Source organism: Ruegeria sp. O5 (assembly GCF_056535105.1).
The window spans coordinates 72,484-85,707 of the sequence record NZ_JBQERN010000003.1; the positions used below are offsets into that span (position 1 = coordinate 72,484).

A 13,224-nucleotide genomic window follows, 5' to 3' on the forward strand; every position below is an offset into this window, starting at 1 on the left:
AACAGCCTTTACCCGTCACAGCGGCCAAAAGACAAGGATGGCGGGGACGGAAACCGCGATGATCAGAGCCTCAAGCGGCAGGCCCATGCGCCAGTAGTCGCCAAAATGATAGCCGCCGGGGCCCAGAACCAGCGTGTTGTTCTTGTGACCGATAGGCGTCAGGAACGCAGCCGAGGCCGCAACGGCCACGGTCATCAGGAACGGGTCGGGCGACACCCCGAGCGTTTGGGCCATCTGGATGCCCACCGGGGCCGCGACGATGGCGGTGGCGGTGTTGTTCAGGACATCCGACAAGGTCATCGTTACGACCATCAGTACGGTCAGGATCGCCCATGCAGGCAGGCCGTTGGTCAGCTGGATCAGCGCATTGGCAATTAGCTCGGTGCCGCCGGATGTCTCCAAAGCGCTGCCCAGAGGGATCATCGAACCCAGCAGCACGACAACGGGCCATTCGATGTGGTTATAGATCTCCGTGATTGGCATGACCTTGGTCAGCACATAGGCAATGACGACAAGCCCCAATGCGACGGGAAGGTAAATCAACCCGACACTGGCCGCAAAGACGGCAGCGGCAAACAGACCGATGGCCAACCAGGCCTTATCGTTTGCCGTCACGTTCAATCCGCGTTCGGCCAGTGGCAGACACCCCAGCCAATCGGTCACATCAGCGCTGCGATCACGAGGGCAAAGCAGCAGCAGGATGTCTCCCGGTTGAACCTCGGTCTTGCGAACCTGTTCGGTGATCTGACGACCCTGACGCGAGATGCCCATCAGGACGGTACTTTGGCGCCAGGCCAACCCGATACCCTGCGCAGTACGGCCGGTTATGCGCGCGCTTTCGGGAACGACCACTTCGATTACTTCCAGACCTTCACCCTCGGCAGTCAGCAGCTCCTGCCGTCGTGTGTCCGAGAAATCCAGTTTCAGCGCTGAACGGAACTCGTCCAGCGCCTCCGGGCGCGCTTCCAGTACCAGCGCGTCGCCATCGTTCAGTGTGGCATGGGTTGACCGGCCATATCGCCGTTTCCCATCCCGGATCAGGCCGATGATAGCCACGTCGGATTTTTCGGCCGTTTCATAAAGTTCGCTGACCCGTTTACCGATATGTGCAGAGCCCGGCGGGATCGTCAGTTCGGCAATGTATTCGGCCAGCACCTCGGATGTTTCTTGTTGTACGCCGCGATTGGGGATCAATCGCCATCCGATCAGCGCGACAAATGCCAGACCGGCAATCGCTGCAATTCCACCAACAGGGGCGAAATCGAACATGTGAAACGGCTCGCCCAGCGTTTCCTGCCGGATCGAAGCGATGATGATATTCGGCGGGGTGCCGATCAGGGTGACCATGCCCCCCAGAATGGTAGCAAAGCTCAGCGGCATCAGGGACAGGCCGGGGGGGCGACCCGCTTTGCGCGCGGTCTGAATATCCACGGGCATCAGCAGGGCAAGCGCCGCGACATTGTTCATGAAGGCCGACAGAATCGCACTGATCCCGCCCATCAGGGCAATATGCGCGCCCAGCCCGCGTGACGCATCAACCAGAGTGCGGGTGATCAAAAAGACCGCACCCGACCTGACCAAACCGGCAGAGACCACAAGCACCAGCGCGACGATAATGGTCGCCGGGTGGCCAAAGCCCGCAAAGGCGCCACCCACCGGCACAACACCCAGCACGACGCCGATCATAAGCGCGGCAAAAGCCACAAGGTCGTATCGAAACCGACCCCAAAGCAGCATTCCGAAGACAGTGATGAAAAGGGCAAAAAGTATGATCTGATCTGTCGTCATGCCGTCACCATACAAGGCGGAGAGGTCGTCGCAAGCCGCTCTCTTGATCCTGCCCCCCGCAAACGTCTATATGAGCGCCGAACACGCAAACATGATGACGAGGACGCACTATGGCAGGCCACTCCAAATGGGCCAACATCCAGCACCGCAAGGGGCGTCAGGACGCCGCGCGGTCCAAACTGTTTTCCAAACTGTCAAAAGAGATCACCGTGGCCGCCAAGATGGGCGACCCCGATCCCGACAAGAACCCGCGCCTGCGTCTGGCGGTGAAAGAAGCCAAGTCGAACTCGGTCCCCAAGGACGTGATCGACCGCGCGATCAAGAAATCCCAAGCGGGTGAAGGCGACGATTACGAAGAAATCCGCTATGAGGGCTATGGGCCCAATGGTGTTGCGGTAATTGTCGAAACCATGACCGACAACCGCAACCGGACCGCATCGACCGTTCGTTCCACGTTCTCGAAGAACGGTGGCAATCTGGGCGAGACCGGCTCGGTTGGGTTCATGTTTGACCGCAAGGGTGAGGTCATTTACCCGGCAGATGCTGGTGATGCCGACACGATTTTTGAGGCCGCCATCGAGGCCGGAGCCGAAGACGTCGAAAGCTCGGAAGACGGTCACATCATCTGGTGCGCGGATACTGATCTGAACGATGTCTCCTCTGCATTGGAAACCGCGCTTGGAGAATCAGAATCCACCAAGCTGGTCTGGAAACCGACCACAACGACGGAACTGGGCCTTGAGGACATGCAAAAGCTGATGAAGCTGGTCGATGCGCTGGAAGACGATGACGATGTGCAGCGTGTCACGACCAACTTCGAAGCCACCGATGAGGTCATGGCGCAGCTTTAAGCTGACCCATACCAGCTCATTGAAACCCGGTCGCAACGGCCGGGTTTTTTGGTTTTTGATGGTTTTATTGAATTATTGGCTGAAACAGTCGATGCGCTTAGGCTGAAAGTGGCGGAAATCCAGGAAACACGAAGACACAGTACTAATGACATCCGAAACTTCCGATCGAACCAAGCGCAACGTGCCCGTCCTGGCCGGGCAAAGTATCCTGTCTCAGGTCGCGTGGACGCTCGGCAGCCCGTCGGTTGTTTTACCGTTTCTAGCCGTTTCCTTCGAGTTGCCGATGTTTGTGGCGGGGGCGCTGGTGTCGGTGCGGATGGTCGGTTGTTTAATTGCGGATTTCTTTCTCGCACAACCCGTTGCGGCAAGAAGCAAGAAGAAACGTGCGATTGCGTTGACCGAAGCGGTCATTGGCGCCTGTCTGGTTCTGGCAATCGCTGCGGCCGCAACCGGGGCTGTCCCATTGATCGCGGTGGTTTTCCTGTCTGTGTTTTTGGTGATCGGGCTTGTCAGCGAAGTGCAGACCATGATGCTTACGGATCTGCTCGGGGACCATGTTCAGGCGCGTTCGCGCATGGTCATGCAATACCTGCAGCTTGGTGCCGGGGGGCTATGTGCCATTGGCCTTGCGTTGCTGGTGCATCAGATCACCAAGGATAATCCACCCTTTTCGCGCCATTCAGTCATGATTGGCGTTTCGGTTTTATTCTTCCTTCTGTCGGGTCTGTTCATGCTGGCGATGACGGAAACCGTGCGTGAGGGTGCACCGACGACGCCGCAGAAGTCCGAAAGGGGCATTTCGATTAAGGCGAATATCAAGGGTATTCTGGGCATGTTCGAATACCAGTGGTTCCGGCGGTATATGATCATGCGTCTGCCCTTGGTTGCTGTGTCGCTGTCTGTTCCGTTCTTCGCGCTCATCGCAGCCGAAGCGCATCACAGCTCGACACAGGGATTGACCGCGATGATCGTTTCTTCCGCTTCGGGGTATCTTGTTTCGGGCCCTCTGTGGCAAACCATCAACATGAAATCCCATCGTGCTGTCATGGTGATCGGGACATTGATGGTCGCCGCAACAGGCTGTGTCCTTTTGGTGTTCCACTATTTGGGCATCGACCATCAGGTTCACTTGCATGCAATTGCGCTGTTCATTGTCACCGTTGCGGTGACCGGGATCAGCAGTGCGCGTAAACTCTATTTTCTGGATGTGGCACCCAAAGAGCAGCGGGTGCGGGGATCGGCGGCGGTCAAGGCGTTCGCGCGTTCAACCGCGGTGTTGTTGTCTGCGGGCCTTGCCGCTGTCGCCCATATGCACGAGGTCGCAATGGCCGTCGCATTCATCGTCGTCGCCAGTCTGGTGTCCTGTATTAACTGCTACCGCATGATGCAACCAGAACGGAAAAAGGCGGAACAGCCCTCGAATTGAGTTTTTGGCGAGCGTCGCGAAAGCCTCAGAAGAAGGATGAAATCTCTTCCAGGGGTTTCTTGAGTTTTGCCACAGCAGGCACAGTCGCGTCTTCTGACGGATGCCCCACCGCGATGATCATGGTTGGTTTTTCCGACGCGGGCCGGTCCAGCGCGTCGTTCAGAAACCGCATCGGGTTCGGGGTGTGGGTCAGGGTGCTGAGGCCCGCGTGATGCAGCGCGGCAATCAGAAAGCCGGTGGCAATGTTTACACTCTCCGGGACGTAGTAGTTCTTGTACCGCGTTCCATCCTCGAATTGCCCCCAGCGCTGGGCAAAAACCACGATCAGCCAAGGGGCGATTGTCAGATGTCCTTTGACCGCGTTGGTGCCGATGGGCTCCAGTGCCTTGATCCATTCATCCCCGGCGCCACCTGCGTAGAACCGGCGTTCTTCTTCTTCGGCTTCTTCCCGGATGCGGTGTTTAAGGGCAGGGTCCGAGATGGCTGCAAAATGCCAGGGTTGGTGATTGGCGCCCGACGGGGCGGTGCCCGCGGTGCGCAGGCTGGATTCGATTATCTCACGGGCAACGGGGCGGGGGCTGAAATCCCGGACAGTGTGACGCTGACGCATCTTTTCGTAAAACGCCTGCGCCGCGCCCAGCATGTCTGCATCGCTGATGTCGCACCGGTCCGGCAGGGGAATCGGGTCATAGCCAAGAGCGTCACGTGAGAACATCGGTCCCTCCGAAAATGTCGTGTCTGTTTAGCTGCTTTGAGGCAGAAGCAAAATTCGTTCTGAGGCACGTTTGACAGCCTGGGTCAGAGGTTTGAGCGCGGGCGCAAGAACACGCCCAACCTGCCAGCTCAGCGCGACATCCAACGGCGCATCGGGCACGATGGGGCGCAACAGCCCATGTTTCAAAGCCTCCTGCACCAGAGCTGCGGGGTTCATGCCCCACCCAAGCCCGGCAATCGCCGCGTCCACAAATCCGTGTGAAGAAGGCAGGAAATGAGACGGGGGTGAAAGGCGTTTGCCAGTGTGCTGAACAATCCATGCCCTTTGTAGCCCGTCCTTTTGGTTGAAAACCAGGCAGGGTGCCTTGCCAAGTTCTGCCTCGGTCACTTTGTCCCGAAACCAGGTGTTGATGAATTCCGGGCTGGCTGTTGGCAGATAGCGCAACACGCCCAATGGGATCGCGTCGCACCCGGTCACTGTCTGGCCACCAACGGTGACGGCGGCGCTTACCTCGCCCCGTCGCAGCCAGTCTGCGGAGTGATCCTGATCGTCGATCACCAGATCGAACAGCATGTCAGGCACCTGCGCCATCGCATCAACAAACCAGGTGGCCAGACTGTCTGCAGGTACGGCGATACGGACGCGGGCGGACCTTGGTTCCTGCTCCAGCGTTAGTTCTCGAACCAGCTGTGCCTCAAGCAGTCCGACATCTTCCGCGTAACGGGCAATGCGCAGCCCGGCGGGCGTCCCGGTACAAGGGCTGCCCCGATGTATCAGGGTGGCTCCAATCCGATCCTCAAGCGCCCTGATCCGCTGGGATATCGCCGAGGGCGTCACCGCCAGCTCTGCCGCAGCCGCATCAAAGCTGCCATGACGCAGAATGGCAGACAAAGCGGACAGGTGAAGAGGATCTAGCAACATTAGTCAGGCTTAACTCGGGGTAACATCTTTAATTTGATAGATCGCACCAACGGCCTTAGTCAACGTCTTGCAATAGCAGGAGGTCCCATGCCCACGTCCATGATCGCCGGTTTCGCGCTGGGTTTCAGTCTGATCCTCGCCATCGGGGCACAGAACGCCTTTATTTTGCGACAGGGGTTGCGGCGTGAACATGTGTTTCTTCTGTGCCTGACCTGCTCAATGTCTGACGCGGTTTTGATTGTTGCAGGCGTCACAGGGTTCGGGACTCTGGCCCATTCAGCCCCCTGGTTTGAACCTGTACTGCGATTTGGCGGGGCCGCTTTTCTGACGTGGTATGGGCTGCGCAGCTTCGGGTCTGCCCTGCGGGGTGGCGCGGTGTTGGAAACGGGCAACGGCCAGCGAACCAGCCTTAGAACCGCGATGCTTACCGTTCTCGCCTTCACCTGGCTGAACCCGCATGTCTATCTGGATACAGTGGTTCTGATCGGTTCCATCTCGGCACAGTATGATGACCGGGTCGGATTTGCCATTGGGGCGGTCATTTCCAGCTTTGTCTTCTTCTTTTCACTTGGATACGGCGCAGGTGTTCTGTCTCCGGTGTTTGCGCGCCCGCGCGCCTGGCAGGTGCTGGATGCAGTGATCGGTGTCGTAATGCTGGGTATCGCACTGAAACTTGTTGTCATGTGAAGGGTTGTTCCCGGCAGGGTTTCGGTGTTCAACCTAAGCCATGACAACTCTCGCCGTATCGTCGCGCCCGCTTGCCGGTATGTTCTGGATGTTTGCCGCCGGGCTGTCCTTTGTTGTGATGACCGCATTGGTCAAATCTCTGGGCACGACGATGAATCCGATCCAGGCCGCATTCCTGCGTTATGCGCTGGGATTGGTGTTTCTGTTACCGGCCTTGCGGTCGATCATGGCGACCCGGCTGACACCCCGCCTGCTGACGCTGTTCGGTTTGCGCGGTGTAGTACACGCGATTGCTGTCATGCTTTGGTTCTTCGCCATGACACAAATTCCCTTGGCCGAAGTCACTGCGATGAACTACATGACGCCGGTTTATGTCACCTTGGGTGCAGCCCTGTTTCTGGGCGAGAAGCTGGCTTTTCGCAGGGTCGCCGCGATTCTGGTCGCTTTGGTGGGCGTGCTGGTCATCCTGCGCCCCGGGTTTCGCGAGGTCTCACAAGGTCACCTTGCCATGCTCGGAACGGCCCTGATGCTAAGTGGGTCCTATTTGCTGGCCAAGCTTCTTGTCCGCGATGTGCCGCCTTCGGTTGTCGTGGCGCACCTTTCCATCTGGGTAACCATCGCCTTGATCCCCTTTGCGGTTGCCGTCTGGACCCGGCCCAGTATGCAAGAACTCGGGGTTCTGTTTCTGGTGGCCAGCTTTGCGACCGCAGGTCATTACTTCATGACATTGGCGTTGCAGGCCGCGCCTGTGGCCGTCACACAACCCGTCACATTCCTGCAGTTGATCTGGGCCACGCTTGTGGGTGCAGCGATCTTCCACGAAAGTGTCGACCTATGGGTTGTGGCTGGCGGAACCCTGATACTGGGCGCAGTAAGCTTCATCTCATGGCGCGAGTTCATGTTGAACCGGCGGGACTTGACGCCTCCCAGTATTGCGCCGAAGCTGTAACAAGACATCTCTGCGCTTACATTGATTGACGAGTCAATAAAAACATCCTAGCTTGGTCGCATGACACCTGTATGGGGAAAGCGATGCCAAAAGTTGGAATGGAGCCGATCCGCAAGGACGCTATTGTTCGAGCGACGATTGCTGAACTGGGTGTCAAGAAATCCCTGGATGTAACCGTCAGCCAGATTGCCAAACGCGCGGGCATGTCCAGCGCACTGGCACACCATTATTTTGGCGGAAAGGATCAGATCTTTCTGGCCGCAATGCGTCAGATCCTCGCCGACTTCAGCGACGAAGCCAGAGCCCAGTTGAAAGCGGCCAAACCGGGCAATCGGGCAGAGGCGATTATCCACGCCTGTTTTGCTCCCTCATGTTTCACACCTGACGTGATTGCCGCCTGGATGACCTTTTACGTGTTGGCGCAGACCAATAGTGACGCGCTGCGTTTGTGGCAGATCTATCAGGCGCGCATAAGATCGAACCTGGTCCATGCCCTGCGTCCCAGGATACAGGATCCGGTTGAGGCGGCCGAGAACATGATTGCCCTGATTGACGGGCTCTATATTCGCGCAGCGCTCAGCGCCCCGGAAGAACCGCAACTGGCCGTGAACCACGCAATGCGCGTGCTCGATACTCTGCTCGAGGCTGAAAAATGACAAAACCGAACATTCTGATCCTGATGGTGGATCAGCTGAACGGAACCCTCTTTCCCGACGGTCCCGCTGACTGGCTTCATGCTCCGAACCTGAAGAAACTGGCCGAACGGTCGACCCGCTTTGCCAACGCTTATACTGCGTCGCCGCTTTGTGCGCCGGGGCGGGCCAGCTTCATGTCCGGTCAATTGCCCTCACGCACCGGCGTCTATGACAACGCGGCCGAGTTTCGCAGCGACATCCCCACATACGCACATCACCTGCGTCGCGCGGGCTATTACACCTGTCTGTCAGGCAAAATGCACTTTGTCGGGCCGGACCAGATGCACGGGTTTGAGGATCGCCTGACAACTGATATCTACCCGGCCGATTTTGGCTGGACACCGGACTACCGAAAGCCGGGTGAGCGGATCGACTGGTGGTATCACAACATGGGGTCGGTGACCGGCGCGGGTATTGCCGAGATTTCCAACCAAATGGAGTATGATGACGAGGTCGCCTATAACGCCAAGGCCAAACTGTATGACCTTGCGCGCGGCAAGGATGACCGCCCATGGTGCGTGACGGTCAGCTTTACCCATCCGCATGATCCCTATGTCGCCCGGCGCAAATACTGGGACCTCTACGAGGATTGCGAGCATCTGCTGCCTGAAATCGCTGATATTAGCTATGAAAACCAGGATCCTCACGCCAAGCGAATCTTCGACGCCAATGACTGGCGTAGCTTCGACATCACCGAGGAAGACATTCGCAAGTCCCGCCGTGCCTATTTCGCCAACATCACATATCTCGATGACAAGATTGGTGAAATCCTCGAAGTGCTGGAAACGACACGGCAAGAGGCGATCATCCTGTTCGTCTCGGATCACGGTGACATGCTGGGTGAACGGGGCTTGTGGTTCAAAATGAACTTCTACGAAGGCTCGGCGCGCGTTCCTTTGTTGATTTCATCCCCGGATTTGCCTGCGGGGCGGATCGATACACCGGTTTCCACCATTGATGTGACACCCACACTCGGGGCTCTGGCAGGTGTTGACATGGCCGAGATCGCCCCATGGACGGACGGCGAAAACCTGGTGCCGCTGGCGCAAGGCGGGGAACGAACCGCGCCTGTGGCTATGGAATACGCGGCCGAGGCATCTTACGCGCCGCTGGTGTCGCTGCGCTATGGAAAGTGGAAATACAATCGATGCGCGCTGGACCCGGATCAATTGTTTGATCTCGAGGCAGACCCGCATGAACTGACCAATCTGGCAGACAGCCCCGAACATGCGGGCACGCTGCAAACCCTGCGCGCAAAGTCCGAGACCCGCTGGGATTTGGAGCGCTTCGACGCGGATGTCCGTGCCAGTCAGGCGCGACGCTGGGTCGTGTATGAGGCACTGCGGCAAGGCGGATATTACCCATGGGATTATCAGCCGCTGCAAAAAGCGTCCGAACGCTACATGCGCAATCATATGGATCTGAACATCGTCGAGGAAAATGCCCGGTTCCCACGCGGCGAGTAACCTCTTCATCTTTTTAAAAATACTCCCGCCGGAGGCGTCACACCCGGCGGGCGAGGAGTTGTGAATATGGAAGCAGATTTTGTCATCGTTGGCGCAGGGTCCGCAGGCTGCGCAATGGCATATCGTCTGAGCGAAGGTGGGGCCTCGGTCCTGGTGATCGAGCACGGTGGCACCGACATGGGGCCGTTTATCCAGATGCCTGCCGCGCTCAGCTATCCGATGAACATGTCGCGCTATGACTGGGGATATCAGTCCGAGCCCGAACCGCATCTTAACAACCGCCGTCTGGCCTGCCCGCGCGGCAAGGTGATCGGCGGGTCGTCGTCGATCAACGGCATGGTCTATGTGCGCGGTCACGCACGCGATTTCGACACCTGGGCCGAGATGGGGGCTGACGGTTGGTCTTATGCGGATGTGCTGCCCTATTACAAACGCATGGAGACATGGCATGACGGCGGCCATGGGGGCGATCCGGCCTGGCGCGGCACTGACGGCCCATTGCACGTGTCGCGCGGTCCCCGCGCAAACCCACTGTTTCAGGCCTTTGTCGATGCAGGCCAACAGGCGGGATACGAGGTCACCGGCGACTATAACGGAGAAAAGCAGGAAGGCTTTGGCCCGATGGAGCAGACCGTCTGGAAAGGGCGGCGCTGGTCGGCGGCAAATGCCTATCTGAAGCCCGCGCTCAAACGCGACAATTGTGATATCGTGCGGGGTCTTGCGTCTCGGGTTGTTATGGAAAACGGTCGCGCCACTGGTGTGGAATTGATCCGTGGCGGCAAGAAAGAGATCATCAAGGCCCGGCGCGAGGTCGTTCTGGCTGCGTCCTCGATCAACTCGCCCAAACTGCTTATGCTGTCTGGTATCGGCCCGGGCGCACATCTGGCGGAACATGGGATCAACGTCGTTGCGGATCGTCCGGGGGTGGGTGCGAACCTTCAGGATCATCTGGAGCTGTATATTCAACAAGCTTCGCTACAGCCGATTACGCTCTACAAGCACTGGAACCTGTTCAGCAAGGGTCTGATCGGGGCGCAATGGCTGTTTACCAAGACAGGTTTGGGCGCATCGAACCAGTTTGAAAGCGCGGCATTCATCCGGTCTAAGCCGGGTGTGGAGTATCCCGACATTCAGTACCACTTCCTGCCGATCGCAGTTCGCTATGACGGACAGGCGGCGGCAGAGGGGCACGGGTTCCAGGCGCATGTCGGCCCGATGCGGTCCCCGTCACGCGGGGCGGTCACATTGCGGTCTGCGCAAGCCGCAGACGCGCCGGTGATCAAGTTCAACTACATGAGCCATGAAGAGGATTGGGAAGACTTCCGCACCTGTATCCGGTTGACCCGCGAAATCTTTGGACAAAACGCTTTCAAACCCTATGCGGGCAAGGAAATTCAGCCGGGTGCCGCTGTGCAAACCGATGAAGAACTGAACGCCTTTATCGCGGAACATGCCGAAAGCGCCTATCACCCCTGTGGCACCTGCCGGATGGGGCGTGCGGATGACAAAGGTGCGGTGGTCGATCCCGAGGGTCGCGTCATCGGCGTGGACGGGCTGCGCGTCGCGGACAGTTCGATTTTCCCGCAGATCACCAACGGCAATCTCAACGCGCCCTCGATCATGGTGGGCGAGAAAGTATCGGATTCTCTGCTGGGCAAAGACCCGTTACCCAAGGCCAATGATCGCCCGTGGATCCACCCCGGCTGGGCAACTGCGCAGCGATAATGATACTTGACTGCTCCCGGTTGAATACGCTGTTCAGCGCTTGCCGGGGGCATGTTAGGAAAAGGTTCAGCGTTCTTGTCCAGATAAGGTTGAGCCACGTTTCAGCTTAACTTGCCTTCTGCACGGCAGGATGGCGCGTGGAGCTTTTTTTGAAATTCGCGGGATTATTGCGGGTAGTTGATCCCGGTCAAAGCGATAACCCGGTCACGCTTCTATCACTGGTTTGCAACGATAAATGAAGGAGCGAACAGAGATGTCTCACACCCCGCATGAACTTGCCGAAGAGTTTCCGGACAAAGTTGAACTGATGAGCCAGCTCAAGCAGTCGGATGCGCATTTCGCCCGGCTGGCCGATGAATATCATGAGGTCAACCGCGAAGTGCACCGCGCCGAAACCAATGTCGAACCCATGGAGGAACTGGCCGAGGTTGACCTGCGCAAAAAACGCGCGGCGCTGAAGGATGAGATCTGGGCGATCCTGTCCAAGGCTTAAATTCATTGGCGGGGGCTATGCCCCCGACGTGCCCAGAGACGTGACGCTGATAGGGCTTAGTCGCCAGACTAAGATCAGGTCACTTCATAGGGCAGGGTGCCGCGAATATGGGTGTCGATGCTTAGACGGCGTTCCAGCGGCGGAACCGAACGCTGGTGACAGGTTTGCCGCTCGCAGATGCGGCAGGAAATTCCAATGGGCTCGTAAGCGCTGGCATTGTTGATGTCGAGGTTATCAGCATAAACAAGCGCCGGGGCATGGCGGACCTCGCACCCCAACGCAATGGCGTACCGTCTGACGGGCGCACCAAACGAACCCCCCGATTTTGAGACATCCCGCGCCAGCGAGATATAGCGAACGCCATCTGGTGTTTCCGCCAGCTGTCGCAGGAAATGCCCGGGCGTTTCAAAGGCCCGATGCACGTTCCAAAGCGGGCAAGCGCCACCAAAGCGTGCAAATTGCAGGCGTGTGGCCGAGTGCCGCTTGGTGATCGTCCCCGCCTGATCAACCCGGACGAAGAAGAACGGGATACCCTTGGCGCCGGGACGCTGTAGTGTCGACAGCCGATGTGCAACCTGCTCGACCGACGCCCCGAACCGGTTGCTGAGCAGCTCCAGATCGTGACGCTCTTCCTGAGCAGCAGTCAAAAACGCGGTATAAGGCATCAGAGAGGCACCAGCGAAATAGTTGGCAAGACCGATCTTGGCGATGGCGCGGGCTTCGTCACTTTGGAACTTGGCGAAGTCCAGCGTTGCCTCCAGCAGCTGGTCCTGACTGATCAGCGCAACCTGTAACAGAAGCTGGAACACCTGCGTCTGCGGCGCTGCACGGGAGGACAGGCGCAGAATTTTGCTGTCGACATCATAAGCGCGCAAGGGGCCCATATCTGAAAAAACCACCTGAATTCCGCGTTCTGAAAGGCTGCTCAGGGCGGCTTGCCGGATACCGCCGGGGCCGTCGGCGCGGTTGGCAAACAGTTCCGCTGCCCTGTCCACGGCGTCGATGTAGTTGTCGCAATAGTGGAAGAAATCACGCACTTCTTCCCACGGGCTGGCCTGAATACGTGCATCTTCACGCCCCAAAGCCTCGTCCAGCGAGGCAAGGCGTTCATGTGTCTGCCGGTAGGTTTTGTGCAATTCGATAAACGCGCGCGCCAGGGCCGGGGCGTTGGAAGCTGTCAGGCGCAGATCGGCCAGAGGGGGCTGTATGTCGGCAAAAACAGGATCGGCCAGCGCCTCGCGCATGTCTGAAACAAGACGTTCGCTGTCGCCGGTGCTGAGTTCGGTAACATCCATTCCGAATTCCTGCGCCAGAGCCAGCACAACCGTGGTCGAGATCGGCCGGTTGTTGTTCTCCATCTGGTTCAGATAAGGCAGTGAAACGCCCAGTTTGGCGGCAAATTCGCGCTGCGTCAGGGTCAGGCGAGTCCGCATTTCGCGCAGTTTCGCGCCCGCATAGAGCTTTTGGGTGGCCATAGGGTGCCTTTGCAAGTTTTCCAATTTCCGAGG

Annotated in this window: 12 protein-coding genes; 8 read left to right on the forward strand and 4 right to left on the reverse strand. The window is 58.2% G+C overall.

The features are described 5' to 3' along the window. Window positions 1-15: 15 nt before the first annotated feature. Window positions 16-1,788, reverse strand: a complete 1,773-nt coding sequence (locus ACR0M3_RS06495) for an SLC13 family permease (RefSeq protein WP_480899128.1) — start codon at window positions 1,786-1,788, stop codon at window positions 16-18. Between the two features lie 110 nt (window positions 1,789-1,898). On the opposite strand from ACR0M3_RS06495, the gene ACR0M3_RS06500 reads away from it, so the two are divergent. Beyond that, entirely contained in the window at window positions 1,899-2,639 is a 741-nt protein-coding gene (locus ACR0M3_RS06500) for a YebC/PmpR family DNA-binding transcriptional regulator (RefSeq protein WP_480481976.1), read from the forward strand. A 145-nt stretch (window positions 2,640-2,784) separates the two neighbouring features. Continuing rightward, window positions 2,785-4,065: an MFS transporter gene (locus ACR0M3_RS06505; RefSeq protein ID WP_480910014.1), complete on the forward strand. Its 1,281-nt coding sequence runs from the start codon at window positions 2,785-2,787 to the stop codon at window positions 4,063-4,065. A gap of 25 nt (window positions 4,066-4,090) precedes the next feature. Here ACR0M3_RS06505 and ACR0M3_RS06510 read toward each other — a convergent pair whose 3' ends face one another. Both ACR0M3_RS06510 and ACR0M3_RS06515 read right to left on the reverse strand, forming a co-directional pair. Beyond that, window positions 4,091-4,780, reverse strand: coding sequence for a nitroreductase family protein (locus tag ACR0M3_RS06510; RefSeq protein WP_480506212.1), 690 nt, complete (start codon window positions 4,778-4,780; stop codon window positions 4,091-4,093). 27 nt (window positions 4,781-4,807) lie between these two features. Then, window positions 4,808-5,701: a LysR family transcriptional regulator ArgP gene (locus tag ACR0M3_RS06515; protein ID WP_480506213.1), complete on the reverse strand. Its 894-nt coding sequence runs from the start codon at window positions 5,699-5,701 to the stop codon at window positions 4,808-4,810. Window positions 5,702-5,788: 87 nt separating this feature from the next. Here ACR0M3_RS06515 and ACR0M3_RS06520 point away from each other — a divergent pair, with 87 nt between their 5' ends. The 6 genes from ACR0M3_RS06520 (at window position 5,789) to ACR0M3_RS06545 (ending at window position 11,716) form a co-directional block, all read left to right on the forward strand. After that, entirely contained in the window at window positions 5,789-6,388 is a 600-nt protein-coding gene (locus ACR0M3_RS06520) for a LysE/ArgO family amino acid transporter (protein ID WP_480557635.1), read from the forward strand. Between the two features lie 40 nt (window positions 6,389-6,428). Then, entirely contained in the window at window positions 6,429-7,337 is a 909-nt protein-coding gene (locus tag ACR0M3_RS06525; RefSeq protein ID WP_267365210.1) for a DMT family transporter, read from the forward strand. An 83-nt stretch (window positions 7,338-7,420) separates the two neighbouring features. Continuing rightward, window positions 7,421-7,993, forward strand: coding sequence for a choline-binding transcriptional repressor BetI (gene betI / locus ACR0M3_RS06530; protein ID WP_267365208.1), 573 nt, complete (start codon window positions 7,421-7,423; stop codon window positions 7,991-7,993). Next, complete coding sequence (gene betC / locus ACR0M3_RS06535) at window positions 7,990-9,498, forward strand: choline-sulfatase (protein WP_480910015.1); 1,509 nt, start codon at window positions 7,990-7,992, stop codon at window positions 9,496-9,498. The genes betI and betC overlap by 4 nt, the downstream gene beginning before the upstream one ends. 66 nt (window positions 9,499-9,564) lie before the next feature. Next, on the forward strand, window positions 9,565-11,223 hold the full coding sequence (gene betA / locus ACR0M3_RS06540) for a choline dehydrogenase (RefSeq protein ID WP_480773162.1): 1,659 nt from the start codon (window positions 9,565-9,567) through the stop codon (window positions 11,221-11,223). Between the two features lie 253 nt (window positions 11,224-11,476). After that, entirely contained in the window at window positions 11,477-11,716 is a 240-nt protein-coding gene (locus tag ACR0M3_RS06545; protein ID WP_209504591.1) for an HP1242/YdcH family protein, read from the forward strand. Window positions 11,717-11,790: 74 nt separating this feature from the next. Here the strand turns inward: ACR0M3_RS06545 and ACR0M3_RS06550 are convergent, their stop codons facing one another. Then, on the reverse strand, window positions 11,791-13,191 hold the full coding sequence (locus ACR0M3_RS06550) for a helix-turn-helix domain-containing protein (RefSeq protein ID WP_209504590.1): 1,401 nt from the start codon (window positions 13,189-13,191) through the stop codon (window positions 11,791-11,793). Between the last annotated feature and the right edge of the window lie 33 nt (window positions 13,192-13,224).

What these genes read in the sequence shown, in the direction of transcription:
- ACR0M3_RS06495 (WP_480899128.1), bottom strand. Translation starts at nt 1,788, where the DNA reads ATGACGACAGATCAGATCATACTTTTTGCCCTTTTCATCACTGTCTTC.
- ACR0M3_RS06500 (WP_480481976.1), top strand. Translation starts at nt 1,899, where the DNA reads ATGGCAGGCCACTCCAAATGGGCCAACATCCAGCACCGCAAGGGGCGT.
- ACR0M3_RS06505 (WP_480910014.1), top strand. Translation starts at nt 2,785, where the DNA reads ATGACATCCGAAACTTCCGATCGAACCAAGCGCAACGTGCCCGTCCTG.
- ACR0M3_RS06510 (WP_480506212.1), bottom strand. Translation starts at nt 4,780, where the DNA reads ATGTTCTCACGTGACGCTCTTGGCTATGACCCGATTCCCCTGCCGGAC.
- ACR0M3_RS06515 (WP_480506213.1), bottom strand. Translation starts at nt 5,701, where the DNA reads ATGTTGCTAGATCCTCTTCACCTGTCCGCTTTGTCTGCCATTCTGCGT.
- ACR0M3_RS06520 (WP_480557635.1), top strand. Translation starts at nt 5,789, where the DNA reads ATGCCCACGTCCATGATCGCCGGTTTCGCGCTGGGTTTCAGTCTGATC.
- ACR0M3_RS06525 (WP_267365210.1), top strand. Translation starts at nt 6,429, where the DNA reads ATGACAACTCTCGCCGTATCGTCGCGCCCGCTTGCCGGTATGTTCTGG.
- betI (WP_267365208.1), top strand. Translation starts at nt 7,421, where the DNA reads ATGCCAAAAGTTGGAATGGAGCCGATCCGCAAGGACGCTATTGTTCGA.
- betC (WP_480910015.1), top strand. Translation starts at nt 7,990, where the DNA reads ATGACAAAACCGAACATTCTGATCCTGATGGTGGATCAGCTGAACGGA.
- betA (WP_480773162.1), top strand. Translation starts at nt 9,565, where the DNA reads ATGGAAGCAGATTTTGTCATCGTTGGCGCAGGGTCCGCAGGCTGCGCA.
- ACR0M3_RS06545 (WP_209504591.1), top strand. Translation starts at nt 11,477, where the DNA reads ATGTCTCACACCCCGCATGAACTTGCCGAAGAGTTTCCGGACAAAGTT.
- ACR0M3_RS06550 (WP_209504590.1), bottom strand. Translation starts at nt 13,191, where the DNA reads ATGGCCACCCAAAAGCTCTATGCGGGCGCGAAACTGCGCGAAATGCGG.